The 23,379-nt window shown below is 50.0% G+C and carries 23 protein-coding genes; 9 read left to right on the top strand and 14 right to left on the bottom strand.

All coding sequences use genetic code 11. The features are described 5' to 3' along the window. The 3 genes from B147_RS28935 to B147_RS0118880 all read left to right on the top strand — a co-directional run. A partial coding sequence (locus B147_RS28935; protein ID WP_281167902.1) for a group II intron maturase-specific domain-containing protein occupies nt 1-438 on the top strand: 438 nt, incomplete at its 5' end. A gap of 166 nt (nt 439-604) precedes the next feature. After that, the gene (locus tag B147_RS0118875; protein ID WP_020588768.1) at nt 605-961 is read left to right on the top strand and encodes a type II toxin-antitoxin system RelE/ParE family toxin; all 357 of its coding nucleotides are present in this window, start codon (nt 605-607) and stop codon (nt 959-961) included. Beyond that, nucleotides 958-1,263 carry a helix-turn-helix domain-containing protein gene (locus B147_RS0118880; RefSeq protein ID WP_020588769.1) on the top strand — a complete coding sequence of 102 codons (306 nt, stop codon included), beginning with the start codon at nt 958-960 and terminating at the stop codon, nt 1,261-1,263. The genes B147_RS0118875 and B147_RS0118880 overlap by 4 nt, the downstream gene beginning before the upstream one ends. Nucleotides 1,264-1,361: 98 nt before the next feature. Here the strand turns inward: B147_RS0118880 and B147_RS0118885 are convergent, their stop codons facing one another. Further along, nucleotides 1,362-1,574, bottom strand: a complete 213-nt coding sequence (locus B147_RS0118885) for a hypothetical protein (RefSeq protein ID WP_020588770.1) — start codon at nt 1,572-1,574, stop codon at nt 1,362-1,364. 88 nt (nt 1,575-1,662) lie between these two features. Here B147_RS0118885 and B147_RS0118890 point away from each other — a divergent pair, with 88 nt between their 5' ends. After that, entirely contained in the window at nt 1,663-2,325 is a 663-nt protein-coding gene (locus B147_RS0118890) for a transposase (RefSeq protein ID WP_020588771.1), read from the top strand. A gap of 77 nt (nt 2,326-2,402) precedes the next feature. Beyond that, a complete protein-coding gene (locus tag B147_RS0118895) occupies nt 2,403-2,945 on the top strand; it encodes a hypothetical protein (RefSeq protein ID WP_020588772.1) in 543 nt (180 codons plus the stop codon). Between the two features lie 145 nt (nt 2,946-3,090). Here B147_RS0118895 and B147_RS0118900 read toward each other — a convergent pair whose 3' ends face one another. Beyond that, nucleotides 3,091-4,785, bottom strand: coding sequence for a DEAD/DEAH box helicase (locus B147_RS0118900; protein ID WP_020588773.1), 1,695 nt, complete (start codon nt 4,783-4,785; stop codon nt 3,091-3,093). A gap of 325 nt (nt 4,786-5,110) precedes the next feature. Here B147_RS0118900 and B147_RS0118905 point away from each other — a divergent pair, with 325 nt between their 5' ends. Genes B147_RS0118905 through B147_RS0118920 form a run of 4 tightly spaced genes read left to right on the top strand, consistent with a single transcriptional unit; the run spans nt 5,111 to nt 7,627 of the window. Continuing rightward, the gene (locus tag B147_RS0118905; protein WP_020588774.1) at nt 5,111-6,178 is read left to right on the top strand and encodes a permease; all 1,068 of its coding nucleotides are present in this window, start codon (nt 5,111-5,113) and stop codon (nt 6,176-6,178) included. A 31-nt stretch (nt 6,179-6,209) separates the two neighbouring features. Continuing rightward, nucleotides 6,210-6,443, top strand: a complete 234-nt coding sequence (locus tag B147_RS0118910) for a thioredoxin family protein (protein ID WP_020588775.1) — start codon at nt 6,210-6,212, stop codon at nt 6,441-6,443. Between the two features lie 33 nt (nt 6,444-6,476). Next, complete coding sequence (locus B147_RS0118915; protein WP_020588776.1) at nt 6,477-6,851, top strand: rhodanese-like domain-containing protein; 375 nt, start codon at nt 6,477-6,479, stop codon at nt 6,849-6,851. Between the two features lie 26 nt (nt 6,852-6,877). Beyond that, nucleotides 6,878-7,627 (top strand): sulfite exporter TauE/SafE family protein, encoded by a 750-nt coding sequence (locus B147_RS0118920; RefSeq protein ID WP_020588777.1) that lies wholly within the window; start codon nt 6,878-6,880, stop codon nt 7,625-7,627. A gap of 234 nt (nt 7,628-7,861) precedes the next feature. On the opposite strand, the gene ftsZ is transcribed toward B147_RS0118920, so the two are convergent. From ftsZ to B147_RS0118980, 12 genes are read right to left on the bottom strand one after another with little or no spacing between them, the layout of a single operon-like run. Beyond that, nucleotides 7,862-9,178 (bottom strand): cell division protein FtsZ, encoded by a 1,317-nt coding sequence (gene ftsZ, locus B147_RS0118925; protein WP_020588778.1) that lies wholly within the window; start codon nt 9,176-9,178, stop codon nt 7,862-7,864. A 19-nt stretch (nt 9,179-9,197) separates the two neighbouring features. Further along, entirely contained in the window at nt 9,198-10,424 is a 1,227-nt protein-coding gene (ftsA, locus tag B147_RS0118930; protein ID WP_020588779.1) for a cell division protein FtsA, read from the bottom strand. A 1-nt stretch (nt 10,425) separates the two neighbouring features. Continuing rightward, nucleotides 10,426-11,325: a cell division protein FtsQ/DivIB gene (locus B147_RS0118935; RefSeq protein WP_020588780.1), complete on the bottom strand. Its 900-nt coding sequence runs from the start codon at nt 11,323-11,325 to the stop codon at nt 10,426-10,428. Then, entirely contained in the window at nt 11,315-12,253 is a 939-nt protein-coding gene (gene murB / locus B147_RS0118940; protein WP_020588781.1) for a UDP-N-acetylmuramate dehydrogenase, read from the bottom strand. Before murB ends, B147_RS0118935 begins: the two co-directional genes overlap by 11 nt. A gap of 3 nt (nt 12,254-12,256) precedes the next feature. After that, nucleotides 12,257-13,624 carry a UDP-N-acetylmuramate--L-alanine ligase gene (gene murC / locus B147_RS0118945; protein WP_020588782.1) on the bottom strand — a complete coding sequence of 456 codons (1,368 nt, stop codon included), beginning with the start codon at nt 13,622-13,624 and terminating at the stop codon, nt 12,257-12,259. Then, the gene (murG, locus tag B147_RS0118950; protein ID WP_020588783.1) at nt 13,611-14,747 is read right to left on the bottom strand and encodes an undecaprenyldiphospho-muramoylpentapeptide beta-N-acetylglucosaminyltransferase; all 1,137 of its coding nucleotides are present in this window, start codon (nt 14,745-14,747) and stop codon (nt 13,611-13,613) included. Before murG ends, murC begins: the two co-directional genes overlap by 14 nt. Then, a complete protein-coding gene (gene ftsW / locus B147_RS0118955; RefSeq protein ID WP_020588784.1) occupies nt 14,734-15,888 on the bottom strand; it encodes a putative lipid II flippase FtsW in 1,155 nt (384 codons plus the stop codon). The genes murG and ftsW overlap by 14 nt, the downstream gene beginning before the upstream one ends. After that, the gene (murD, locus tag B147_RS0118960; protein ID WP_020588785.1) at nt 15,881-17,251 is read right to left on the bottom strand and encodes a UDP-N-acetylmuramoyl-L-alanine--D-glutamate ligase; all 1,371 of its coding nucleotides are present in this window, start codon (nt 17,249-17,251) and stop codon (nt 15,881-15,883) included. The genes ftsW and murD overlap by 8 nt, the downstream gene beginning before the upstream one ends. A 1-nt stretch (nt 17,252) precedes the next feature. Beyond that, nucleotides 17,253-18,332 (bottom strand): phospho-N-acetylmuramoyl-pentapeptide-transferase, encoded by a 1,080-nt coding sequence (mraY, locus tag B147_RS0118965; RefSeq protein WP_020588786.1) that lies wholly within the window; start codon nt 18,330-18,332, stop codon nt 17,253-17,255. Nucleotides 18,333-18,336: 4 nt separating this feature from the next. Continuing rightward, the gene (locus tag B147_RS0118970) at nt 18,337-21,339 is read right to left on the bottom strand and encodes a UDP-N-acetylmuramoyl-L-alanyl-D-glutamate--2,6-diaminopimelate ligase (protein WP_020588787.1); all 3,003 of its coding nucleotides are present in this window, start codon (nt 21,337-21,339) and stop codon (nt 18,337-18,339) included. Continuing rightward, nucleotides 21,326-23,062 carry a peptidoglycan D,D-transpeptidase FtsI family protein gene (locus B147_RS0118975; RefSeq protein WP_020588788.1) on the bottom strand — a complete coding sequence of 579 codons (1,737 nt, stop codon included), beginning with the start codon at nt 23,060-23,062 and terminating at the stop codon, nt 21,326-21,328. The genes B147_RS0118970 and B147_RS0118975 overlap by 14 nt, the downstream gene beginning before the upstream one ends. After that, the gene (locus B147_RS0118980) at nt 23,063-23,374 is read right to left on the bottom strand and encodes an FtsB/FtsL family cell division protein (protein ID WP_020588789.1); all 312 of its coding nucleotides are present in this window, start codon (nt 23,372-23,374) and stop codon (nt 23,063-23,065) included. Between the last annotated feature and the right edge of the window lie 5 nt (nt 23,375-23,379).

A 23,379-nucleotide genomic window follows, 5' to 3' on the forward strand; every position in this document is an offset into this window, starting at 1 on the left:
TGGGCCAATTATCACAAACATATTGTCTCAGCAAAGACATTCAGCTATGTTGACGGGTACATATGGAATGAAGCGTGGCAATGGGTGAAACGACGTCACCGGAATAAAGGTATCCAATGGCTGAAGAAGCAATACTGGTCAAAGGGTCTGAAACCGGGACGGTTCTCGACGGTGGTCAAAGATAAAAACGGCAACCCGAGAATCTACGAACTCATTAAAGCTTGCAGCATACATATTCAAAGACACATCAAAATCAAAAGTGATGCTAATCCTTTTGACCCGGAACATCAACAATACTTTCGGGCAAGACGGGTAATACCAAAAGGTCTTCCTGTCACAATTGTCGAGAAAATATGTAATGAAATTACTGTAAATTTCAGCGTCGGTAAGAGAAAACAGCCGGGTGGCCCCGCAAGGCTTAANTTTAGAAATGCTTGAGCCGTATGACGGGAAACTGTCATGTACGGTTCTGAGGGGGGAAAGGAACTGTAAAGTTCCTGACCTACCCGATCGTTAAAAACCAACGGGATACAGAAAAAGGCATATTGCAAATCGTGTCACCCGGTGCTATATTATTGTTATTCGAATTCTTATGCGAAAATTAATGACAAAGCACTTTGTGAAATGGGCTTCAAAGCAAAAAATACCGATCAATGATTTGGAAACAGCATTGGAAGAAGTCGGTAGCGGCAATTACGAAGCAAATTTGGGTGGGCACATTTACAAAAAAAGAATTCGTTACCCGGGTCAAGGCAAAAGCGGTAGTGGAAGAACGATTGTTTGCTATAAAAAAGGGAGCAGAATTATTTTCATCCATGGTTTCTCAAAAAATGAAAAATCAAATCTTTCACCCAAAGAGCTATTTGTCTTCAAGGAACTTGCTAAAATTTTATTTTCGTTTTCTGAAAGTGAAATTGATATAGCAGTCCAAAATGGTGATTTAAAAGAGGTGGCAACATGAGAAAATCAATTTCAGATTCAATTACGGAAACCGTAAGGGACTTAAATAAAAGTGGGCTTGTTGATGACATTACTCTAAGAAATATTGAAAAATTATGTCTTCCGGAAGTTAAAGACTATTCCCCCAAAAAAATAACCGAAATCCGAAAAAGATTTAATTTAAGCCAGGCTGCGTTAGCAAGCGTTTTCAATATTAGTACCTCTACTGTACAGAAGTGGGAACAGGGGAATAAAAAGCCTACAGGCGCCTCAAGGAAATTGTTGGATATCATGGAAAGAAAAGGCTTAGAGGCTTTAATATAACTCGCACAATCGGGATAGGACTCCCCATCACTGAGGAGCCCTCCCACACCACCCGGCATACGGATCACGTACCAGGGCGGTTCGGCTGATTTAAGGAATCAGTTCCCGGGCAGATATAATCCTTTATCAATAAAATATCTTTCAGGCATGGCAATGGCCACCCACTTGATTTTGCTCATGTGCCAGTACTTTTTGCGGGCATTGCCGCAGAGCATGGCATCATGGTGAGCAATGCCAAGTTTCTCAAGATTCCGAACCCTGGTTTTGGGATTTTTCCATTGTTTCCAGACAAGACTTCGCAGCCTTCGCATTATCCAGATTTTGAGACCTTTGAGGAAAATTTAGGGGTACCTTACTTATTTATTGACAGGGATTAGGCTATATGCTTAGCTCCATTTCATGGCACGAATGGCAAGGGCAGTGGCGCCGGGTTTTCCCCATCACATTACACAAAGGGGGAATAGAAGGCAGCAGACATTTTTCAGCGATCAGGACTTTAAAGCCTATCTGGCTTTGATGGCGGAATGGTGTTTGAACTATAAGGTTGATATATGGGCCTATTGCCTGATGCCCAATCACATTCACCTTATTGCAGTTCCTGAAACCAAAGATGGATTAAATCTGGCCGTCGGAGAGGCACACCGGCGATATACGAGAATGATCAATTTCAGGGAAGGCTGGCGCGGTCATTTATGGCAGGGGAGGTTCGCATCATTTATCATGGAAGAAAGTTACTTGCCGGCATGCACGCGGTATATTGAGTATAACCCCGTCCGTGACGGTCTTGCAAAACGTCCTGAGGATTGGAAATGGAGCAGCGCCGGGGCACATATGGATGGGAAGGATGACATTCTTGTCAAAACAAGGCCCTTGCTTGAGATTGTTAATACACCTTGGGGAGATTTTTTATCTTCTGACATTAAAGAATCTGAAATCGAATTGTTCAGGAAGCATGAACGGAATGGTCGACCGTTGGGAAAAACGACTTTTGTAAAGCAATTGGAGTCTATTTTAGATAGACGACTCAGGCCAAAGAAGCCAGGTCGAAAGAAAAATGTGTAAGGTGTCCCCAAATTATGGCAACTTGCTCAAATTAAAATGCAAATTGTTACATAATATTGATAAAATAAAAGGTGAATATGAAAAATTTAATTCTGTTTTTGTCCGTTTCTTTGTTATTTTATTATACTTCAGGATCTGCTTTTGCAATTGAGTTGATGAAATCATCAGCTTTAAATGGAAAAGTCACTTTTGAAGCGCCAAAAGAACTTAGCCCTATGTCTAAAGAAATGCTTGAATTAAAATATCCAAGCTCAAGACGACCTACCGAGGTTCTAAGTGACTCAACCGGTGGTGTGTCTTTGGCGTTCAATCATCTCAAAAGTGCGGCGACCAATGAGCAAGTTATTGAAGTACATAAAAATATGTCAAAGGCGTTTCATAATATGTATCCGTCAGCATCATGGTTCCGTGATGAGGTTATAACTAAAAATGGTAAAAATATTATGGTGTTAGAACTAATTACTCCGGCTATGAACACAAAAATACATAATATCATGTATGGTCTGTCTGTAGATGATCGGCTTCTTCTTGTTGCATTCAACACGACTGTTGAACAGTCTGAAAAATGGCTGTCAATCGGGAAAAAAATAATGTCATCAATAGAGGTGGAGTCAAGATAAGCATAATAACGGCCGTGGGCCGTCCTTGGTCTATCTACACCCAGGCTTCGGCCCACAACAAAGATAGAAAGAATCCAATTACTTGCTGGAAACTTTCATATAAAAACAAGAAAAACCATAGATATATTAAGTAGAACCCTATTTTTTAGCAAGCATATCTTGATATTGACATCTTTTGGGACCTTACCCAGGTCCTTTCCAGCAGATTAAAGATGTTTTTGGGCATACCGAACGGCAGGTCCACCAGAGAATAATCATAGTCAATATTGATGGCACCGATAAAACTGCTTTCCAGGCCGGATTCATTTGAAATGGCACCGACGACATCACCGGGTTTCAGCCCATGCTTGTACCCCACTTCAATGCGATATCGTTCCATCCCTTTTTCAATAGGCGCAATTTTATTGGGTTTGATTCGGACAGGAGTCTGCTTCTGTTTGGATGCAACGGGTGCTTTGACTTTTTTTCCGGGTTTTTGAACGGTCTTTTTGACAGCAGCAGGTTTGGCCCCCGTCTCTTTAAGCAGAAACGGCGTGTCGCCCTGGAGCCTCTTTGCCAAGGCTGCGGCCACTTGGGCAACGGAAATGTCCTGTTCCTTTGCGGTGGCTTCCACCAGCTCCGTAAACGAGCTTAGATCTTCGGCATTGATGGTTTGGGCAATTTTATGTTTAAAATCATTCACCCGTTTTTCATTGATTTCCCTGTTGGATGGCAGGGCTATTTCTTCAACCTTCCTGCGGGTGGCTTGTTCGATTCGCTTTAACATCCACTTTTCTTTTGGCTGAACAAATAAAATGGCTTCACCGGTTCGTCCGGCCCGGCCGGTTCTTCCGATCCTGTGGATATAAGGCTCGGTTTTAGACGGCATATCGTAGTTAATAACGTGGGAAATCCGGTCTACATCAAGCCCCCTTGCCGCCACATCCGTGGCCACAAGGATGTCAATATTCCCGTTTTTCAGTCGGTTTACCGTGCGTTCCCGGGCCGCCTGGGCAAGGTCTCCGTTCAGGGCCTCTGCTTTGAATCCTTTTTCTTCCAGGATTTTTGTCAGTCCCATTGTGTCATTCCGGGTTCTGGTAAATACGATGACGCCATCGTGGGACGAGGCTTCAAGTATCCGAACCAAGGCATGACTTTTTTTTACATGTTTTACCAGCCAGAATTTTTGATGAATGGTGCTGGTGACATCTGCATCATGGCGGATAATAATCTTTTCGGGATTTTTAAGATATTTCCCTGCAATTTTTTGAATAGGGGCCGGCATGGTGGCCGAAAACAGTGCAATCTGGGTGGATTGGGGAATTTGGGATAAAATCCATTCAACATCATCGATAAATCCCATCTGCAGCATTTCGTCTGCTTCATCCAGTACCAGACCTGTCAGATCGGGAAGGCAGAGGGTTTTGCGCCGCATATGGTCCATGAGGCGGCCCGGTGTCCCCACAATTACTTGGACGCCTTTTTTTAACTGGCTTAATTGGACACCATAGCTTTGGCCGCCGTATACAGCCAGAACATTCAGGCCCTTCATGTTTGCACCATAATCATTGAAAGACTGCGCCACCTGGATGGCAAGCTCCCGGGTCGGAGTGACCACAAGCACCTGGGGCCGCCTGTTTTTAAGATTGATCCGGGAGAGCAGCGGCAGTGCAAAGGCTGCTGTTTTCCCGGTTCCGGTCCTGGCCTGACCTAACAGGTCTTTGCATTCGAGCATATGGGGAATGGTCTTGGCCTGGATCGGTGTCGGGGTTTCATAACCAACAGTCTGTAAGGCCGCAAAAACATCCGGGCTCAAGTTCATTTCGTCGAACCCGGCCAGTGTTAAATTTTTATGGGACATGGTTTTCCTTGAAAGTAAAAAAGGCCGGCACAGCCAGCCTTGTATGTCAATATTAGTTCAAAATAGAACATTTATAAATATATGAAACTTTAATTAAATGCAAGTTTTAATTTTATTTGGAATTTTGGGTTGACAAACACCGACTATCTTTATATATTCCGATTTAACGATTTATAATTAGCTGGAAATTTGACGATATGAAAGCATTTATCAGGGTCATGAAAGCGTTGTTAGGTTCAAATAGAGTGAAGATGATGAAAATGTTTCAGCGAAGACCTTTATTTGCACGTATCGTTAAATGCCCATATATTATTTAGGAGAAGGTATGAATTCAAATATGGCAGATACCGGCCCGGCCAGGAAAAAAGGGAACCTGCAGCTTCTACTGAACCTGTCCATGGGAGCCGCAGGGGTTGTTTTGTGGTGGGGGATCTACCGTCAGTTGCCCGGATTGTCAAAATGGCTGACCTATGACCTGTTGCCCATTCGTAACGGATCTCATCTGGGCAGTTCCGTCGAATTTTTCCTTTATGACACGCCTAAGGTCATGATGCTTCTTTTTCTGGTGGTGTTTGGCGTAGGTATTATTCGAAGTTTTTTTACCCCGGAGAAAACCCGGGCGTTTCTGTCCGGGAAAAGCGAATTCGCGGGCAATGTGTTTGCCGCACTTCTTGGGATAGTAACGCCTTTTTGCTCCTGCTCTGCAGTGCCTTTATTCATCGGTTTTGTGACCGCAGGCGTCCCTTTGGGTGTTACGTTTTCGTTTCTGATTTCGGCCCCCATGGTCAATGAAATTGCCCTGGGTCTTTTATACGGGCTGCTTGGCTGGAAAGTGGCGGCCATCTATATGGGCACAGGGCTTTTCATCGCCATTGCCGCCGGTTGGGTTATTGGGCGGCTTAAACTTGAAAACTACATTGAGAACTGGGTGACCCAGGCGAATATGGCCGCCGTTGAGCTCGAAGAGGAAAAGATGACATGGCAGGATCGCTTTGTTTACGGTTGGGATGCGGTAAAAGAGATTATCGGCCGTGTCTGGATATATGTCATTTTAGGCATTGCCGTGGGTGCCGGAATCCATGGGTTTGTTCCCGAAGGTGTGATGGCCTCGGTTATGGGTAAAGGCTCCTGGTGGGCGGTACCTGTATCCGTGCTGATCGGGGTGCCCATGTATTCAAATGCTGCCGGTGTGATTCCTGTTGTTGAAGCCTTGCTTGGCAAGGGAGCTGCGTTGGGATCCGTCCTGGCATTTATGATGAGTGTCATTGCCTTGTCATTACCAGAGATGGTGATTTTAAGAAAAGTATTAAAACCCAGGCTCATCGCAGTATTTATAGCTGTTGTGGCCTGCGGCATTTTGTTTGTTGGATATCTGTTTAATTTGATTTTATAAAGATATTTTTTGATTAAAAGAGGAGATCAATATGGAAATTAAAGTATTGGGACCTGGATGTGCCAAATGCAGTAAAGCTGAAAAACTGGTCCTGGAAGTGATCAAGGAGACAGGTGCGGATGCAACTGTGGAGAAGGTGACCGACATGCTGCAGATCGCTTCATACGGCGTGTTCGGAACCCCTTCGATTATTGTGGACGGTGAAGTCAAATGTGTGGGCAAGGTACCCAAAAAAGCCGATATTAAAACCTGGCTTGCCGGGTAGCACGGGGGAAATACAGATACAGGAGGTTTGAACGTGAAGGATTTAAATCAGATACTACAGGAAATGGATTTTCAGTTTTTAGGTTCCGGCAGACACAGCATGAGCATTGACGGCATGAAGAAGTCTCTTTCAGACGATAATTTTGTATTTCTTGATGTCCGCACCAATGAGGAAGTAAAATATCTTTCATTCCCCTTTGCAATGCATGTCCCATTAAATGAGTTGCCCGAAAGGCTGGCACAAGTGCCAAAGGATAAATTTATCGTTCCCTTTTGTTCTTCAATATTCAGGGGGGCTGTGGCCTATCTTTATCTGGTTGCCAACGGATACGAAGATGTCAAATGTCTGACCGCGTCCACCGAGGACATGGCCCTGGTATTTAAACCCGGGCCTTTAGCGAAAATGTAGCCCCATCCCACAAGGGACAAGTCGAGATGGAATTTAATATTACTATTATTGTTGTACTTTCATTCTGTTTGAGTTTTATTTTCGCCCTGGGAGGCGTGGGCTCCGCAGTGGTTCTTATACCGGCGCTGTCCTGGATCGGCGTTCCTTTTCACCTGGCCCGGCCCACCGGACTTTTTGTCAATTGCCTGAGCATGCTTGGGGCCACATGGTCCAATTTCAGACAAAAAAAATTGGATGTTAAACTTGGGCTTCCCATCATTGTGGCGTCCTTTATCATGGCGCCGGTGGGGGCCTGGGCCGGTCATTTTTTACCCACCCGCATCCTGCTTTGGGCCTTTGTCGGTTTTCTATTCTTCTCGGGTTCCATGATGATGTTTTTCAAAAGCGCTAAGTATGCGGACCAGTACAGGGAAGATCGGCCTTTGGCAGGCCCTGTGGGCGTCGGCATCCTGGCCGGAATGGTTTCCGGGCTCCTTGGCGTTGGCGGCGGCGGAATTATCGCTCCTTTGATGATTGCCCAGGGATTTAATCCTAAAAAAGTTGCAATGGTCACCGCCTTTTCCGTGCCCTTTTCTTCTTTTTCAGCCTTTGTCGCCTATGTGGCCATGGGGTCTGTGTCTGTGAGGATTCTTGTTTTTTCAGGAATTGCTGCCTGGGCAGGCGGATATCTGGGAACCCGGGTGATGCAGAAAAAAATGAAACCCCAGAGCGTTAAAAAATTTCTGGGGGCAGTTTTAATCCTTATCGGCATTAAATTTTTGTGGTCAATGATATGATAGCGCTTAGCTATCAGCTCATTACCTGCGCGAAGGCCGATAACTTAACAGCTTACTTCGACTTGAATATTACGGAATCGGGTTGAGGGGCAGGCGTCCCCCTGCAGTGTTACCAGGGGGTGGATGTGGTGTCGGTCAGATGACCGCAGGGGAAGGCCTGCTGCCCGCAACATATGGGCACGATTTAAAAAAGCGTCTCAAATAAAAATGGTTTTCTGTGCCGCTCTTCATTAACTAATCGGCTTTACGTCTTAAAAAAGTGGGAATCTCCAGATCGTCATTATCATAGTCCATGCCATAATCCTGGGGCTGCTTGTCGTCTCCCACCACGCGTTTGTGGCGAATAACACGCACCGGTTCGTTCCAGTTGGCCATATCCTCTTCTGTGGCATCCCTTATAACGCCCCGGGCAATGGGCTCCTGGCGTCCGGCAGGGGTGGACCGGCCCATGTCTGATGTGTTTTGGCCATAGGTCTGGGTCCCGTATGCCCCGTAGGTGCCGTTGGCCGCAGTCGTCTGCTGGGGCTGCTGTCCATAGGCCTGGGCCGGTTGGGGATCAAATCTGCGCATATTTTCAGCAAACGCGGGTTCTTCCATGCCGATACCTGTGGCAATGACGGTGATGCGGATTTCATCCCCGAGCTCTTCATCAAAGGTCTGGCCCCAGATGATTTCAGCATCGTCTCCCACTTCCTGATAGATGCGGTCGCAGGCTTCGGTCATTTCGTCAAGGGTCAGATCAGAACTTGAGGTGATATTCATCAGTACGCCCTTGGCACCGGATACGGAGATATCTTCCAGCAGCGGATGGGAAATGGCCCGCTCCGCGGCTTCCGTGGCCCGGTTTTCCCCGGAGGCAATACCAATGCCCATTAATGCCTTGCCGGCTTTTTGCATGGTGGTCTTTACGTCGGCAAAGTCCAGGTTGACGTGCCCGGGCATCATAATCAGGTCAGTGATGCCTTTAACGGAGTGGTGCAAAATTTCATCGGCTTTAATGAACATGTCCTTCATGCGTGCCCCTTTGCCGGCAATGCCCCGCAGCCGGTCATTGGGGATGGTGATGACGGTGTCGGTAATTTCCTGCAGTTTTTCCAGGCCCTCCAGGGCTGCCCGTTCACGTTTTTTGCCCTCAAAGGAAAAGGGTTTTGAGGCAACCGCTACGGTGAGAATGCCAAGGTCCTTGCATATTTCAGCAATCACAGGTGCGGCCCCTGTGCCGGTACCGCCGCCGAACCCGGCGGTAATGAAGACCATGTGGCTGTCTGCAAGGGATTCACGCAGTTCATCCATGCTTTCCAGGGCGGCATCCCTGCCCACACTTGGGTCTGCACCGGCCCCAAGGCCTTCGGTCAGCTGGGCGCCCATTTGGATTTTAGATTCTGCCCTGGAGTGCTCCAGGGCCTGGGCATCAGTGTTGGCCACAATAAATTTAACACCCTGAAGCTTGGCGTCAATCATGTTGTTGACTGCGTTGCCGCCGGCCCCGCCGACACCGATGACCTTAATTTTAGCCGTGTTGTTGTTGTTTTCCACATAAGAAAAAGTCATATCCACCTCCTGTAAGGATTTAAATGATATTTTTAAACCATTGTTTCATTTTATTTAAAATCATCTGCAGCCCGTTTGCATCGGACCTGACCTCCTGGATTCGACAGCTTGTTCTTGATCCGAAAATGACAAGTCCAACGCCTGTGGCGTATGCGGGGTTTTTGACAATATCTTTGAGTCCGCCGATACGGTTGGCTTCACCAATCCGGACGGGTACGCTGAATACTGATTCCGCCATTTCTGCAATGCCGTCCATGACAACACTGCCCCCGGTGAGTATAAATCCGGCAGGAAAGCTGTTCTCAAGTCCGTTGGAAAACAGTTCCTGTTTCAGCAGGGAGAAGATCTCCTCCACCCGGGGCTCCAAAATTTCAGCAAGAATACCCTTGGGCAGCCGCTTGGGCGCTCTGCCGCCTACCGCCGGCACCTCAATGACATCGTGGGCCTTGACATGTTGGGGTATGCAGGTGCCGTGGTTTTTTTTGATTTTTTCCGCTTCGGGCAAGGGGGTACGAAGCCCTACGGAAATATCGTTGGTCAGGTTGTTGCCGCCCACGGTAAGTTCGTAAATGAATTTTAGATTCTTATCTTTGAACAGAGCAAGGTCCGTGGTCCCGCCGCCCATATCGGCCAGGATGCAGCCAAGTTCCTTTTCTTCATCGGTGAGAACGGCATAGCCAGAGGCCAGGGATTCAAGGGCAATGTCGCACACCTCAAGCCCTGCCTTGTGGCAGCACTTAATAATGTTGCGCGCAGCAGATACCGCGCCCGTTATGATATGTATTTTGGCTTCCAGGCGTACGGCCGTCATGCCCACGGGGTTCTGGATGGATGTCATTTCATCCACGATAAATTCCTGGGAGATGACATGCAAAATTTCCCTGTCCGGGGGGATGGCAACCGCCTTGGCCGCATCAATGACCCGTTCCACATCCATTTCGGTGATTTCCCGGCCTTTGATGGCAATGATGCCATGGCTGTTGAAGCCTTTGATGTGGTTGCCTGCAATGCCCACGTACACCGAAGATATATTGCAGTCCGCCATAAGTTCGGCTTCCTCCACAGCTTTTTTAATGGAATCCACCGTGGACTCTATGTTGACCACGGATCCCTTGCGAAGCCCTGTGGAGGGGTGGGAGCCCACACCGATGATGTTGATCTCATCATCAAGCATCTCACCTACGACTGCGCAGATTTTGGTGGTACCGATGTCGAGCCCCACCAGTAATTTCTCGTTCCCCTGCAAGTTAAACCCCCTTTTCTATTGTATGTTGGGCAGCATCTTCAGTTGTCACAAACACCTTTTCCAGGCTGAAAAGATCGATGGCGGATATGGTTTTGTCCGGATAATTGGTCTCCATATAACGCTGAATCTGCCTGGCCCTTGCAAGTTTTTTTTCAAATCCGTCAAACCCGAGTTTAATCGGAATAACCGTTTTGTTTTCAGATTCTGTTTGGTCGGAATTTTTTGTGAAACCCGTATTAGGATATGTGTTTAATATATTTATGAGTATGCCTGTATTTTCGTCTCCCAAAATGGTCTGAATTTGTCCGAACCCTTTGATCCTTAATATCTCCATCACAGCATTGAACAGATCCCCTTCAAACAGATAGGTGCTGTTGGACAGGCTTAAATCCACCCCGGATATCACCGGCAACTCCTTTAGATCATCCTTGGCCGGTTCATACTCTTTAAAGGGCGCTCCCTGGGCGTTGATGACGATGTCCGCCAGGTTTTCAATAGTCACGATGGCCAGGGGTTCCTGTTCTTCAATTTTAATGGAAATGGTTGATAAAAGCTGACGTTTTACCGTGGCCATGCGAATCCATGGATGGGTGTTCAGCTTTTTTTCGAGCATAGCCGGCTGCAGTTCAAAAATATTGCCTGGTTTGTCAAGCCCTGTCCGGGCCAGGACTTCGTCCCTGGTGACCCGGTCAAGGCCGTCAATCATAATGGTTTTCACATCAAATAGAGGACTTTGGAGCACCGCATCATGCATGTAGATGCAACCCAAACTCATTGCACCCACAAAAAGAACAAGAAAGATTTTCCCCCAAAGAGCCTTGCCGGCAAAAGAAGTTTTAAGTTTCCAGGACTTTTTGCCCTGCGCCTTGTACCTGTTTTGGGTAATTTTCTTAGTCGCCAATGGTTTTCACCTCTTCTTTAAGGTTAATCCCGAATTTTTCGTATACGCTTTTCTTTACCTGGCAGGCCAGGTTCAGGATGTCACTTGCGCAGGCGTTGCCGTGGTTGACAATGAAATTGGCGTGCAGATCAGATACCATGGCCCCGTTGCACCGGGCGCTTTTCATTCCGGCCTGCTCAATAAGAAAGCCGGCAGGTTTATCGCCCGGGGGGTTTTGGAAAAAACACCCGGCAGATGCCTGGGACACCGGCTGGGTGGATTGTTTTGTTTTAAGGTTGCGGTAAAATTCTTCTTTTACGGTTTGGGTGTCAGTCCTGGTCAGCTCAAGCCGGACCTTGAGCACGATGCTGTTTTCAAGGACAAGTTTCCGATAGGAAAATTGCAAGCTGTCTGCCGCCAGGACCCGGGTTTCCAGGTTGGCAAGGTCCAATACCTCAATCTCTGTGACAACCCGGCTCATATCGCTGCCAAAGGCCCCTGCATTCATCATTACGGCACCGCCAACGGTGCCCGGAATTCCGGCCGCCCATGCCAGACCGGCCAGGCCTGCGTCGGCCGCATATCTGCAAAGACTGCCAAGACGCTCTCCGGCAAGTGCCGTCAGGTGGACCGAATTCGATGCGTGGCCATCGGTGGATGTAGACGGTGTTGTCTGCTCAATTTTTTGTTTCAGCCGGGTCAGGACCACCACAAGCCCCCGGATTCCTTTGTCTGAGATGAGAACATTGGTGCCGCCGCCGATAATCGTAACCGGCAGTGCGGCTTTTTGTGCGGTTTTGATAAGCGCGATTACCTGGTCTACGGTACTCGGCAGTACCAGAAGATCAGCCGGCCCGCCCACCCTGAAACTGGTGTACCGGTCCATGGCCATTTGCGTTTCCGGCGCAAAGGAAGCGAACATATTTTTTATGTTGTCGCTTAGAACCATGGTTTATAAAATCTCCACCAGTTTTTCCCCAAGGGTGTATACATCGCCGGCCCCAAGGGTGAGTACCATATCCCCCGGCTTTGCCTTATGGGTGATCATGGACAATGCCTGGGTGAAATCCGGGGCAAAGCAGGCATCTTTATGCCCATGGGCCTTTATACCTGCTACAAGTTTTTCCGAATCCACCTCGTCAATGGGGGCTTCCGAAGCCGCATAGATGGGCAGCACCATGAGCACGTCGGACTGGTAAAAGGCCCGGGTGAATTCCTGGAACAATGCCTGTGTCCTTGTGTATCTGTGGGGCTGGAATACCACAATAATCCGTTTGTCCGGAAAGCTGTCCCTGACCGCCGTCAACGTCGCCTTGATCTCGGTGGGGTGATGGCCGTAATCATCCATCACTGTAATACCCTTAGCTTCTCCCTTGATTTCCAGGCGGCGTTTGACGCCCTTGATCTCTTCCAACGCTTTTTTAATGGTCTCAAAGGGGATGTTCAGCTCCAGGCCTGTGGCAATGCCGGCCATGGCATTGAGGATATTGTGCCGGCCCCCGATGTTTAAAAGAATATGGCCCAGATCCTTTTCTCCCTTGAATACGTTGAACAGGGCTTTCCCGTTTTCAAATCGGATGTGCCGTGCCTGCAGTTCCGACTGGGCTGTCATGCCGTAGGTGGTGTGCCGTACCGTAATCCTGGGCAGAATATCCTGGATATGGGGGTTGTCCAGGCAAAGGACGGCCAGACCGTAAAAGGGCACGGAGTTGATGAACTGGACAAATTTATCTTTTATGTCGTCAATATCTTTGTAAAAATCCAGGTGCTCCAGGTCGATGTTGGTCACAGCCGCAATGGACGGGGCATATTTAAGAAATGAGCCGTCGCTTTCATCCGCCTCGGCCACAATAAATTCACCGGACCCATGCAGGGCATTGGTATCCAGCCCCTGGAGCAAACCGCCGATAATGACCGTGGGATCAAGTCCTGCGGTGTTGAGGATCTGGGAGATCATGGCGGTGGTGGAGGTTTTGCCATGGGCCCCTGCCACGGCAATGGCGTATTTGATGCGCATAAGTTCGGCCAGCATTTCAGCCCGGGGGATGATGGGGCAGCCCAGCTCTTTTGCCCGGATCACTTCCGGGTTCTGGGCGGAAATGGCCGAAGAGGTGACCACCACATTGACATCCTTGATATGGTCCTTGGCATGCCCCTTGTAAATTACCGCGCCTTTTTCCTTGAGACGGTCGGTGATGTGGGACAGTTTGAGGTCAGACCCGGATATGGTGTAGCCAAGGTTTAACAGCAACTCAGCAATGCCGCTCATGCCGATGCCGCCGATGCCTACAAAGTGTATGTGATAATTATGCTGGTACATTGTCTTCCTTTTTTGAAACATTCGCCCCCAGAATACGATCGGCAATAAGGTCTGCGCCATGGGGCATGGCAAGGGCCTTCATGGTGTCAGCCATTTGGGATCTTTTTGGGGTATTGTGTTGCAGGTCCTGTATGGCTGCCAATATGGTTTGCCCTGTCAAATCTTTGTCCGCAATCATGATGCAGGCGCCCTGGTCGGCCAGGAATTTTGCGTTGGCGGTCTGGTGGTCGTCTGCCGCATAGGGGTAGGGGACCAGGATGGCGGGTTTGCCCTTGATGCACAGCTCTGACACCGTGCCGGCGCCTGCCCGGCTGATGACCAGGTCTGCCCGGTCCTGGATGGCCGGCATCTCGTAAAAAAAGGCTGCGGCCTTATGTCGGATATTCCCCGCATCATAGAATTTTTGGATTTCTGTTTCGGCATTTTTCCCGGTCTGGTGGATGATGAAAAGTGAACTTGTATCTTCCATCATTGCCACGGCATCTGTGAATGCCTTGTTAATGGATGCTGCGCCCTGGCTGCCGCCGGTGACAAGGATGAGGAAATCATCCGTGTTTATCCGGTCAAGAACACTGTCATCCGGCTTGATGTTTTCCTGATGCGTGTTTAAAGGGCGGCGTACCGGGTTGCCTACCAGGAAGGTGGTGTCGTTTTCCGGCATGCCCTTTGTCTCTTTAAAGGAGATAAACCGGGTCCGGGCAATTTGGGACAGCATGCGGTTGGTCATGCCGGGAAAGGCGTTCTGCTCGTGGATGGCCGTGTCCCTGAAAAGGATACGCCCGGCCAGAACCAGGGCAAAGGATGAAAATCCGCCCACGCCCAGGATGAAATTGGCCCTGAACCCAATAATGATTATCAGGGCCTGGAACAGACTGAGACCCACAAGACCTGCGGACCATGTTTTTGCAAAAATATTTTTCCCTTTTATGGGTCGTGAGATAATCGATTTATGGGTAAATCCGTATCTGGCAAGGGTGTCTGTTTCAAAGGGGGTGTTTGTGCCCACAAACAGTATTTTTGTGGACGGTTCCTTTTCCACCAGGGCCTGGGCCACGGCAATGCCCGGGAACAGGTGGCCCCCTGTTTTTCCGCCGGCAATGATGACGCGTTTATTTTTTGACATGGTTTGCCGCCGCTCCTATGTTCATTAAAATACCCATGGCTGCCATATTGATGATTAATGATGTCCCGCCGTAGGAAATAAAGGGCAGGGTCAGGCCCTTGGTGGGCAGTACGCCTAAGGTCACGCCTGTGTTGATGATGACCTGAAGTCCCAGGTACAAGGTGATGCCTGTGGCGGTAACGGCCCCGAAAAAGGTATCTGACTGCCGGGCAATGCGGGTCCCGGTGTGGAGAATGAGCCCGTAAAGCACCAAAATTATCGTCACGCCGATGAGGCCGAGTTCCTCACCAATGATGGAGAAAATAAAATCGGTATGGGGCTCAGGCAGAAAGTGCATTTTTTGCATGGAAAGCCCGACGCCTTTACCGAACAGACCGCCCGATCCAAAGGCTTTAAGGGAATTGGTGAGCTGGAACCCGATGCCCAGGGGATCTTCCCAGGGGTTCAAAAATCCCATGATCCGCTCCAGCCGGTAAGGGATTTTAAAGACCAGAAAGTATGCCACCACAGGAATGATCACGGGCAACGGGCTGAGCAGGTAGAGCAAGGGCACGCCTGCGGCGAACATCATTCCCCAGCAGATCATTCCCAGTACCACAATGGTGCCGAAATCGGGCTGACATAGAATGAGTACGGCCATAAGACCGAACACTATGGCATGGGGTACAATACCAATGGAAAATTCCTTTAGTTTTCCTATTTCCTGTTTTTTGGACAGGGAGTAGGCCATGAAAAGGATCATGGCAAGTTTGGCAAATTCTGCGGGCTGGAATGCGAACAGCCCGAAATCAAGCCAGCGCCGGGCATTGTTGACCTTGATGCCCAAAGCCGGGATAAGCACGGCAACCAGAAGGCCGATGGCGGCAACCAGAATGATATACGCCATGCTTTTGTATAACTTGTACGGCAAAGAGGCGGTGATATACATGATGCAAAAGCTGACAAACAGGAATATGGACTGGCGTTTCAGGTAATAAAACAGGGTATTATGTTCATCCATGGAGATGGCGCAGGAGGCCGAGTAGACCATGACCAGGCCGATGCCGGTGAGAATGAGTACCGGGAAAAGAATGGTTTTTTCCCTGAAAAAGGGATGGAGACGACCCGGGATGTATTCCCGGGAGCCCAGGGTGTCAGCCATGGCAGACCTCCTGGCCCGGAACGATTGCGTTGACGATGCGGGAAAAATCCTTTCCCCGTTCCTTGTAATTGGCATAAAGATCAAAACTTGCGCAGGCCGGAGACAGAAGCACCACATCCCCTTTGTCTGCCACGGACACGGCTTTGCTAACGGCGCAGGCCATGTCCCTGCATAGGTATGCGGGGCAGATGCCTTCAAAGGTCTCCATGATATGACCGGCTGCTTCGCCCATGCCGATCACCGCTTTGGCCCGGGATTTAATCCCGGGCACCAGGGGGGTAAAATCCAGACCCTTTTCTCTGCCCCCGAGGATAAGAATGACCTCGGATTCAAAGGATTCCAGGGCGCGGAGCACGGCGTCCACGTTGGTGGCTTTGGAATCGTTGTAAAAACGGATGCCGTCAACCTCCCGGACAAAGGCAATGCGATGGTCTGACAGGGTAAATTCGTTTAAGGCCTGTCTGATTCCTGCCATGGTCGCACCGCAGCTTAGTGCCGCAAGGGCGGCTGCCGCAACATTTTCCCTGTTGTGGATGCCGGGAAGCCTGGTCAGTTTCTCTTCAGAAAGGGTGTCACTGATTTCTTGGGTTTGGATATCGATTCCCATTTGGTGGACGCTTGCCCCACGGGCCACGGTCTTTGTGGATGAGAATTCAAGGATCTCAGCACCAATGGCTTTACTCCGGGTTGAAAAATCGTTGATGCGACTGTTAATGATTGCCGTATCTCCGGCAGTCATATTTTTAAAGATAGACCATTTCGAATCGATATAGGCGTTAAAGTCCGGATACCGGTCCAAATGATCTTCTGCAATATTGAGAAGCGCGGCTGTGTGAGGCTTGAAGGAATGGGCAAGATCGAGCTGGAAGGATGACACTTCGGCCACCACAACGTCCCTGGAGCGCTCCTGCATGAGATATTCCATTAGCGGGGTGCCGATGTTTCCGCCCATAAAACAGGATATGCCCGAGGCCTCGAGCATGGCTGCCGTCAATTCCGTGGTGGTGGTTTTACCGTTGGTGGCTGTTATTGCGATCACAGGTGTGGTGTTGTATTGGGCAAAAATATCCAGTTCACCCTTGACGGGCACGCCTTTGTTCCGGGCTGATCGGAGGAACGGCATGCTTAAGGGAATACCGGGGCTGGGGATGATGACAGACGCCTTGTCAAACATCTTTTGGTCATGGCTGCCGATCTTCACCGGGATGCCCAGCTTTTCTAACGCTGCAGCCTCACCGGTCTTTGTCCCGTCACTGTCCGTGGCAGCCACGCAGCGCCCCCGGGATTTCAAAAACCGGGCCATGGAAAGCCCACAGGCCCCTAAACCCACAACCAATTCATATGTTTCAGGAAAATTGAGCATCTTATCTTATCTTCAAGGTACTTAAGGACAGGGCTGCCAGGGTAATGGAAATAATCCAGAACCGGACAATAACCTTAGATTCATGCCAGCCTTTTAATTCAAAATGGTGGTGTAACGGTGCCATTCTGAAGATTCTCTTGCCGTGGGTGATTTTAAAATAGGCGACTTGAAGAATTACGGAACCTGCTTCCATGACAAAAAGTCCGCCCACCAGCACCAGCATGATCTCCTGTTTGGTGACCACGGCAATGGTGCCCAGGATTGCCCCAAGGGGGATGGAGCCGGTATCGCCCATGAAAATTTGGGCCGGATGGGCGTTGAACCATAAAAAACCCATGCCTGCGCCTGCCAGGATGCCGCAGATCACTGATACTTCACCGGCTGCGGGAATGTGCCGGACATGCAGGTATTCGGCAAACTGGGTATGACCAGCCACATAGGCAAACAGCATATAGGTGAAGGATGCGACAATAAAAGGGCCGATGGCCAGGCCGTCCAGGCCGTCGGTGAGGTTCACGGCGTTGGATGTGCCCACAATGACCAGACAGGCAAAGGGGATGTAAAGAACTCCTAAATCAATGGCCACGTTTTTGAAAAACGGTACCGTGAGCACGGCGTTAAAGTCCGGGCTGCTGTAGATCAGAAAACCGATGAGCAGGCCTGACAGGATCTGGAGAAGGAACTTTGCTTTTGCCGTGAATCCCATATTTGTTTTTTTTGTCAGCGACAGATAGTCGTCAATAAACCCGATGGCACCGAAAAGCAGGGTGGTGAGCAGCAATATCCCCACATAGTGGTTGGTGAAGTTTCCCCATAAAAAGGTGGAAACAAAAATGGAAAACAGGATCATGATGCCGCCCATGGTGGGGGTGCCCTGTTTTTTTAAGTGGGACTGGGGGCCGTCAGTCTGGATGATCTGGCCAAAGTGCATAAGCTGCAGCCGCCGGATCACAAAGGGGCCAAGGATAAAGCAGATGATAAAGGCGGTTAGTCCCCCGTATATGGTGCGGAAGGTGATATACCGGAAAATATTGAAAACGGTATAGTGTTCGTGTAACGGGTATAAAAACTGGTAAAACATTGGATCAGTTCGCCTTTATTAAAGGTATTTCTTCAAGTACCGGAATCAGGGTTTCCATGGCCATTCCCCTGGAGCCTTTGATCAGTACCCACGTTTCGTGTTTTGTTAATTCATTAAGGGTATTTTCCAATTCCTGTTTGGACCCCATGACGATCTGTGCCTCCGGGTATCCTTTCTCCAGTGCCCCTTCCCGGATCTGAGCGACCTGGGTGCCGAACAGCAAAAGCTTTGCCGGTGAAAGCGCTGCCACCAGGTATCCCACCTGCCGGTGGTGCATTGGGCTCTGATCTCCCAACTCCAGCATGTCACCGAGTACGGCAATGCCCCGGTTACTGCCGGCCATCCGGTTTAACACTTTCAGGGCCTGGTCCATGGAACTGGGGTTGGCATTGTAGGTATCGTCAATAAGATGAAGGCCGTTGCCAAGATGCCTTAAATGCATTCTGCCTTTGACCGGGACAAAGGCTTCAAGCCCCTGGGCAATGTCCGTTTCATCAATACCGGCAGCATTGGCTAACGCTGCGGCTGCGGCAGCATTCAATGCCATGAAATCAGCAGGGGAGGGGACCGTGTATTGGCGGGCATGCTCATTCATAGTAAGGGAAAAGGCAATGCCATGGTCTGTGCGGGTGATTTGAGACAGACGTACATCGCTGCTGGGTTGGGTTCCAAAAAGCCTTATTTGAGCTATGTTCGGGTTTTTTCTTGCCCCCTGGACAAGGATGTCAACTCTTGGGTCATCGGCAAAAATAATGGCTGTGCCGCCGGGGTTCAGGCTTTCAAAAATTTCAGCTTTGGCCCGGGCTACATTATCCAGTGAGCCCACACCTTCCATATGCGATCCATGGGTGTTGGTGACCAGGGCAATGTCGGGCCGGGCAATGGCGGAAAGCCGGGCAATTTCGCCCGGATTGCTCATGCCCATCTCCACCACGGCCCATTTATGGATATCTGCCAGCCTGAGCAGGGTCAGGGGCAGGCCGATTTCATTGTTCAGGTTCCCCCGGGTGGCCAGGGTGTCATGGTGTTGGGAAAAGATATCCTGAGCCATTTGCCGGGTGGATGTTTTTCCGTTTGAACCTGTCAGGGCGGCGATTTGGGCTTTTGAGCGCATTCTATGATACCGGGCCAGCCGTCCTAACGCAGCCAGGGTGTCCGGCACTTCAAAAAAGCAGGCCTTGTTTTTTTCCATCAGGCTCTTTTGATTTAAATCAAGGGTGTCGAAGTAGCCCTGCTTGACAACAAAAGCTGAAACGCCTTTTTTTGCCAGGTCCGGAATAAAGTTGTGTCCGTCAAAACGTTCCCCGGCCAACGCCAAAAACACCATATCCGGGGAGAGGGTTCTTGAATCGGTGCCGATGCCTTTGAACACCTTTGCCACGGCGTCCGTATCAAATTCTTGTCCCAACACGGTGACGGGTTCACACCCAAGGGCCGTGGCGAGATCCGTAAGGTTCCATGGTTTTGGCGTCAATAGATTGGTACAGGCATCGATTAAGTGTTCCTTGTCGTCAAAATGAATGGTGCCTGCATTGGTGATCTGGTAGGTTTCATGGCCCTTTCCTGCCGCCACGATAATATCCCGGGGTTTTGAGATCTGAACGGCCAGGGCCAGGGCTTTGGCCCTGTCGGTTATCCGGATATATCCTTTTTTACAGGCATTGGAGCTGGAAAGATCAATGGGTTTAAATCCCTGGGCACGGATACCCTCTATGATTTCCTCAATAATGGCATCCGGGTCTTCGGTTCGCGGGTTGTCCGAGGTGACAATGGCGATGTCCGAGTATCTGCAGGCAATGCCCCCCATGGGCGCCCGCTTGGTGCGGTCCCTGTCTCCGCCGCACCCAAACACCGTGATCAGTCTTGCAGGGGCGCGGCCGGCAAGGGTTTTTAGAATGGATTCAAGGGCATCCGGGGTGTGGGCATAATCCACAAAGATATGCCGGTTCAGCTCCGTGGGAAGTTTTTCAAGCCGGCCCGGCACCCGTTCAAGGGCGGCAATGCCCCGGGCGATGGATTCAGGACAGATGCCTGTGGCTAATGCCGCACCAGCCGCACACAAGATGTTTTCCAGGTTAAAGCGCCCCGTGAGCACGGAAGTCATGGGCACCTGTACACCACTGAAGTCCAACGTGCCTTTCAACCCATGGATGTCGTCTGTGATGTCGATGGCCCGGATATCGGCTTCGCCATCGGCACTGACCCGGATCATGGGCTGCTTAAGACTGTCTGCCAGGCGGGTTCCGTATTCATTGTCAATGTTGATAACGGCTTTGCCCCGGGTTCCGTCTTCAAAGGGGCCGAGATAGCCGGTGAACAGGGTTCGCTTGCAGGCAAAATAATCTTCGAATCCGTCATGGTAATCCAGGTGATCCTGGGTAAGGTTCGTGAACACCGCCGCATTAAAATCGCATCTATCCACCCGGTGCTGGTCCAGACTGTGGGACGACACCTCCATAATGACATGGGTGACACCGGCAAGTTTCATGTCGCGCATGGCTTTTTGCAGGCACACTGCATCCGGGGTGGTGACGGGGTTGTCAATGGTGGTGCCCGGATATCTGATATTCACCGTGCCGATGACGCCGCAGGTGATCCCGCAGGTCTGGTAAATTTGTTCCAACAGCCAGGTAATACTGGTTTTTCCATTGGTCCCGGTGATGCCCGCGACGATCAGGTCCTTTGATGGATGACCGAAAAAATTTGCTGCGGCAATGGCGGTATCCTTGCGGGTGTTCTTTGACAGAACAATATGCAGGGCCTGATCCCGGGGGAATCCCGGGGGGATCTTTTGGGCCAGAACCGCTGCGGCCCCTTTGTCAAAGGCCTGGGCAATATAGTCATGGCCGTCTGCGGTGTGGCCGTCCACTGCGATGAACAAAGATCCTTGTTCCACCTGCCTGGAATCGCAGGTGATACCGGTGATGGAGGTGTCCCCGATGCCTGCCTGTTCCTGATCAGGCGTGAGCACGACTTCAGTTGTGTTCAGGATTTCAGTCAGCTGCATAGGACACCTCCCGGGGTAATGCTGCTATCATGTCTGTGTTGGGGGCAATGTTCAGATAGTTAAAGGATCGGGCCATGATATCCTTGAACGCCGGTGCCGCCACAATGCCGCCGTAATGGTTCTGCTTGGGCTCGTCCACCACCACCAGAATAGCTAAGGCCGGGTTGTCAAAGGGCGCAAAGCCGGCAAACGCCGCAGTGAACCTGGAATGGGAATATCCTTTTTTCCCTTTGGCTGCTTTCTGGGCCGTGCTGGTTTTTCCGCATATCCGGTAGCCGGGGATCGCAGCTTGGGTCCCGGTTCCGTCTTCCTGGACTACTCTGGCCATCATCTTTTTTACAATGCCTGCGGTTTCGGCCGAAATAACCTGGCGAACCACGCAGGGTTTATTTTCCTGGATAACTTCACCGGAGTTGGAAAGAACCTTTTTAACCAACAGAGGTTTCATCAATTTGCCTCCGTTGGCTATGGCGGATACGGCACTGACAAGCTGGAGCGCCGTAACCGACATGCCCTGGCCAAAGGACATAGCCACGGCATCAATGCTGGTCCAGCGGTTCAAGGGCAGAATAACGCCCGGGCTTTCTGCCGAGCAGTTGATGCCGGTTTTGTTGCCGAATCCAAAGGCCTTCAGGTAATAGTGCATGGCCTTTGGGCCTATCTCCTGGGCGATTTTTGCCGCCCCGATGTTGGAGGAAAATTTTACAATCTGTCCCGGGGTCAGGTAATCATGGGGATGGGTGTCATGGATCACGGATCTGCCGACCCGGTAATTGCCGTTTTCACAATTGATAATGGTTTTGGCAGACATGCCCCGCTCAATGGCCGAGGCCACAGTGATTACCTTCATGATGGAACCGGGCTCGAACGCGTCGGTCACCGCCCTGTTTCTGTACCGGCTCCGGCTGAAATCACCATAGTTGTTGGGATTGAATTCCGGGTAATGGGCCACGGCGAGAATTTCACCGGTGGCAGGCTGCATGACAAGGGCCATGCCCGATTTGCCCCGATGCTCTTTCACGGCCTGTTCCAGGGCCTGCTCACTGAAAAACTGGATTTTTTTATCCAGGGATAAAACAATGGTGCCCCCCTTAAGTCCGTCACGCTGGTTTTTTCCCGTATCAAGGATTGTGCCCTGGCCGTCCTTGTATTCTTGGGTTTTCAGGGTCCGGCCTTCCAGAACGTCATTATAAGAGAATTCCAGCCCCTCAAGGCCCTGGTCATCTTTGCCGGTGAACCCGATGACCTGGGCTCCCAGGTGTCGGTTGGGGTAAAACCGTTTGGAGTTGTCCCGGTTATAGATGCCGACAATGTTCAGCTGTTTAACCGCTTCTGCCTTGGCCGGCGACACCCTGCTTGCCAGAAGCGCAAACCGGCGTTTTTGGGAGAGCTTTTTTTCCATCTCAGCCCTGCTGCCGCCAAGGATTTTGACCAGTTGACCTGCCGTCTGCCGGGGATTTTTAATCTGGGTAGGGTCTGCGGTAATGTTGGGTGCATCAATGCTGGCGCCCAGTTTGTTTAAATGACGGTCAAGGATCAGCCCACGTTCACCCTGGATGGTGATTCGTCTGACATAGGTGTTTTCTGCTTTTTTCTTGAGCACCTCACCTTGGAGAATCTGGATGTCAAAGGACCGGATGACAATGCCCACCAGGCACAGCAGCAGAAAAAAACGGATGACAAGAATCCGTGAACCTAATTTTTCATAAGGGTTTGCCGCCATTTAGTTTGTTCCTTTGGGCAGGTAAATGGTTGGGTTGAAAATGTCCGGTGCCAATCCTAACCGGGTTCGGGCAATACGGGTGATCCGTGCGTCGGATTTAAGACGCTCTATTTCCACGCCCAGGGCCTGGCGGTAATCTGCCAGGTCCTGAATCCGGCTTTCCGTTTTTGCAATCATGATCATGGCCTGGTTGGATTCACTCCTGATCCAGGCGTTGCAGATAAGTTCGGCTGCCAGCACCATGATAAGGAAAAACCACAGCAGCCCTTTTTGGTTCTGGACGGAATCAATCTGTTTTTGTGATGTGTTCACAGCCG

Origin of the sequence: Desulfobacter curvatus DSM 3379 (assembly GCF_000373985.1) — a bacterium.
Classification (GTDB): domain Bacteria; phylum Desulfobacterota; class Desulfobacteria; order Desulfobacterales; family Desulfobacteraceae; genus Desulfobacter; species Desulfobacter curvatus.

Excerpts from the sequence above, each read along its gene's own strand:
- B147_RS0118885 (WP_020588770.1), bottom strand. The coding sequence starts at position 1,574 with ATGCGAAGGCTGCGAAGTCTTGTCTGGAAACAATGGAAAAATCCCAAA.
- B147_RS0118895 (WP_020588772.1), top strand. The coding sequence starts at position 2,403 with ATGAAAAATTTAATTCTGTTTTTGTCCGTTTCTTTGTTATTTTATTAT.
- murC (WP_020588782.1), bottom strand. The coding sequence starts at position 13,624 with ATGTACCAGCATAATTATCACATACACTTTGTAGGCATCGGCGGCATC.
- B147_RS0118970 (WP_020588787.1), bottom strand. The coding sequence starts at position 21,339 with ATGCAGCTGACTGAAATCCTGAACACAACTGAAGTCGTGCTCACGCCT.
- B147_RS0118875 (WP_020588768.1), top strand. The coding sequence starts at position 605 with ATGACAAAGCACTTTGTGAAATGGGCTTCAAAGCAAAAAATACCGATC.
- B147_RS0118975 (WP_020588788.1), bottom strand. The coding sequence starts at position 23,062 with ATGGCGGCAAACCCTTATGAAAAATTAGGTTCACGGATTCTTGTCATC.
- B147_RS0118905 (WP_020588774.1), top strand. The coding sequence starts at position 5,111 with ATGAATTCAAATATGGCAGATACCGGCCCGGCCAGGAAAAAAGGGAAC.
- murB (WP_020588781.1), bottom strand. The coding sequence starts at position 12,253 with ATGGTTCTAAGCGACAACATAAAAAATATGTTCGCTTCCTTTGCGCCG.
- B147_RS0118910 (WP_020588775.1), top strand. The coding sequence starts at position 6,210 with ATGGAAATTAAAGTATTGGGACCTGGATGTGCCAAATGCAGTAAAGCT.
- murG (WP_020588783.1), bottom strand. The coding sequence starts at position 14,747 with ATGTCAAAAAATAAACGCGTCATCATTGCCGGCGGAAAAACAGGGGGC.
- mraY (WP_020588786.1), bottom strand. The coding sequence starts at position 18,332 with ATGTTTTACCAGTTTTTATACCCGTTACACGAACACTATACCGTTTTC.
- ftsZ (WP_020588778.1), bottom strand. The coding sequence starts at position 9,178 with ATGACTTTTTCTTATGTGGAAAACAACAACAACACGGCTAAAATTAAG.
- B147_RS0118920 (WP_020588777.1), top strand. The coding sequence starts at position 6,878 with ATGGAATTTAATATTACTATTATTGTTGTACTTTCATTCTGTTTGAGT.
- ftsW (WP_020588784.1), bottom strand. The coding sequence starts at position 15,888 with ATGGCTGACACCCTGGGCTCCCGGGAATACATCCCGGGTCGTCTCCAT.
- murD (WP_020588785.1), bottom strand. The coding sequence starts at position 17,251 with ATGCTCAATTTTCCTGAAACATATGAATTGGTTGTGGGTTTAGGGGCC.
- B147_RS0118880 (WP_020588769.1), top strand. The coding sequence starts at position 958 with ATGAGAAAATCAATTTCAGATTCAATTACGGAAACCGTAAGGGACTTA.
- B147_RS0118890 (WP_020588771.1), top strand. The coding sequence starts at position 1,663 with ATGGCACGAATGGCAAGGGCAGTGGCGCCGGGTTTTCCCCATCACATT.
- B147_RS0118900 (WP_020588773.1), bottom strand. The coding sequence starts at position 4,785 with ATGTCCCATAAAAATTTAACACTGGCCGGGTTCGACGAAATGAACTTG.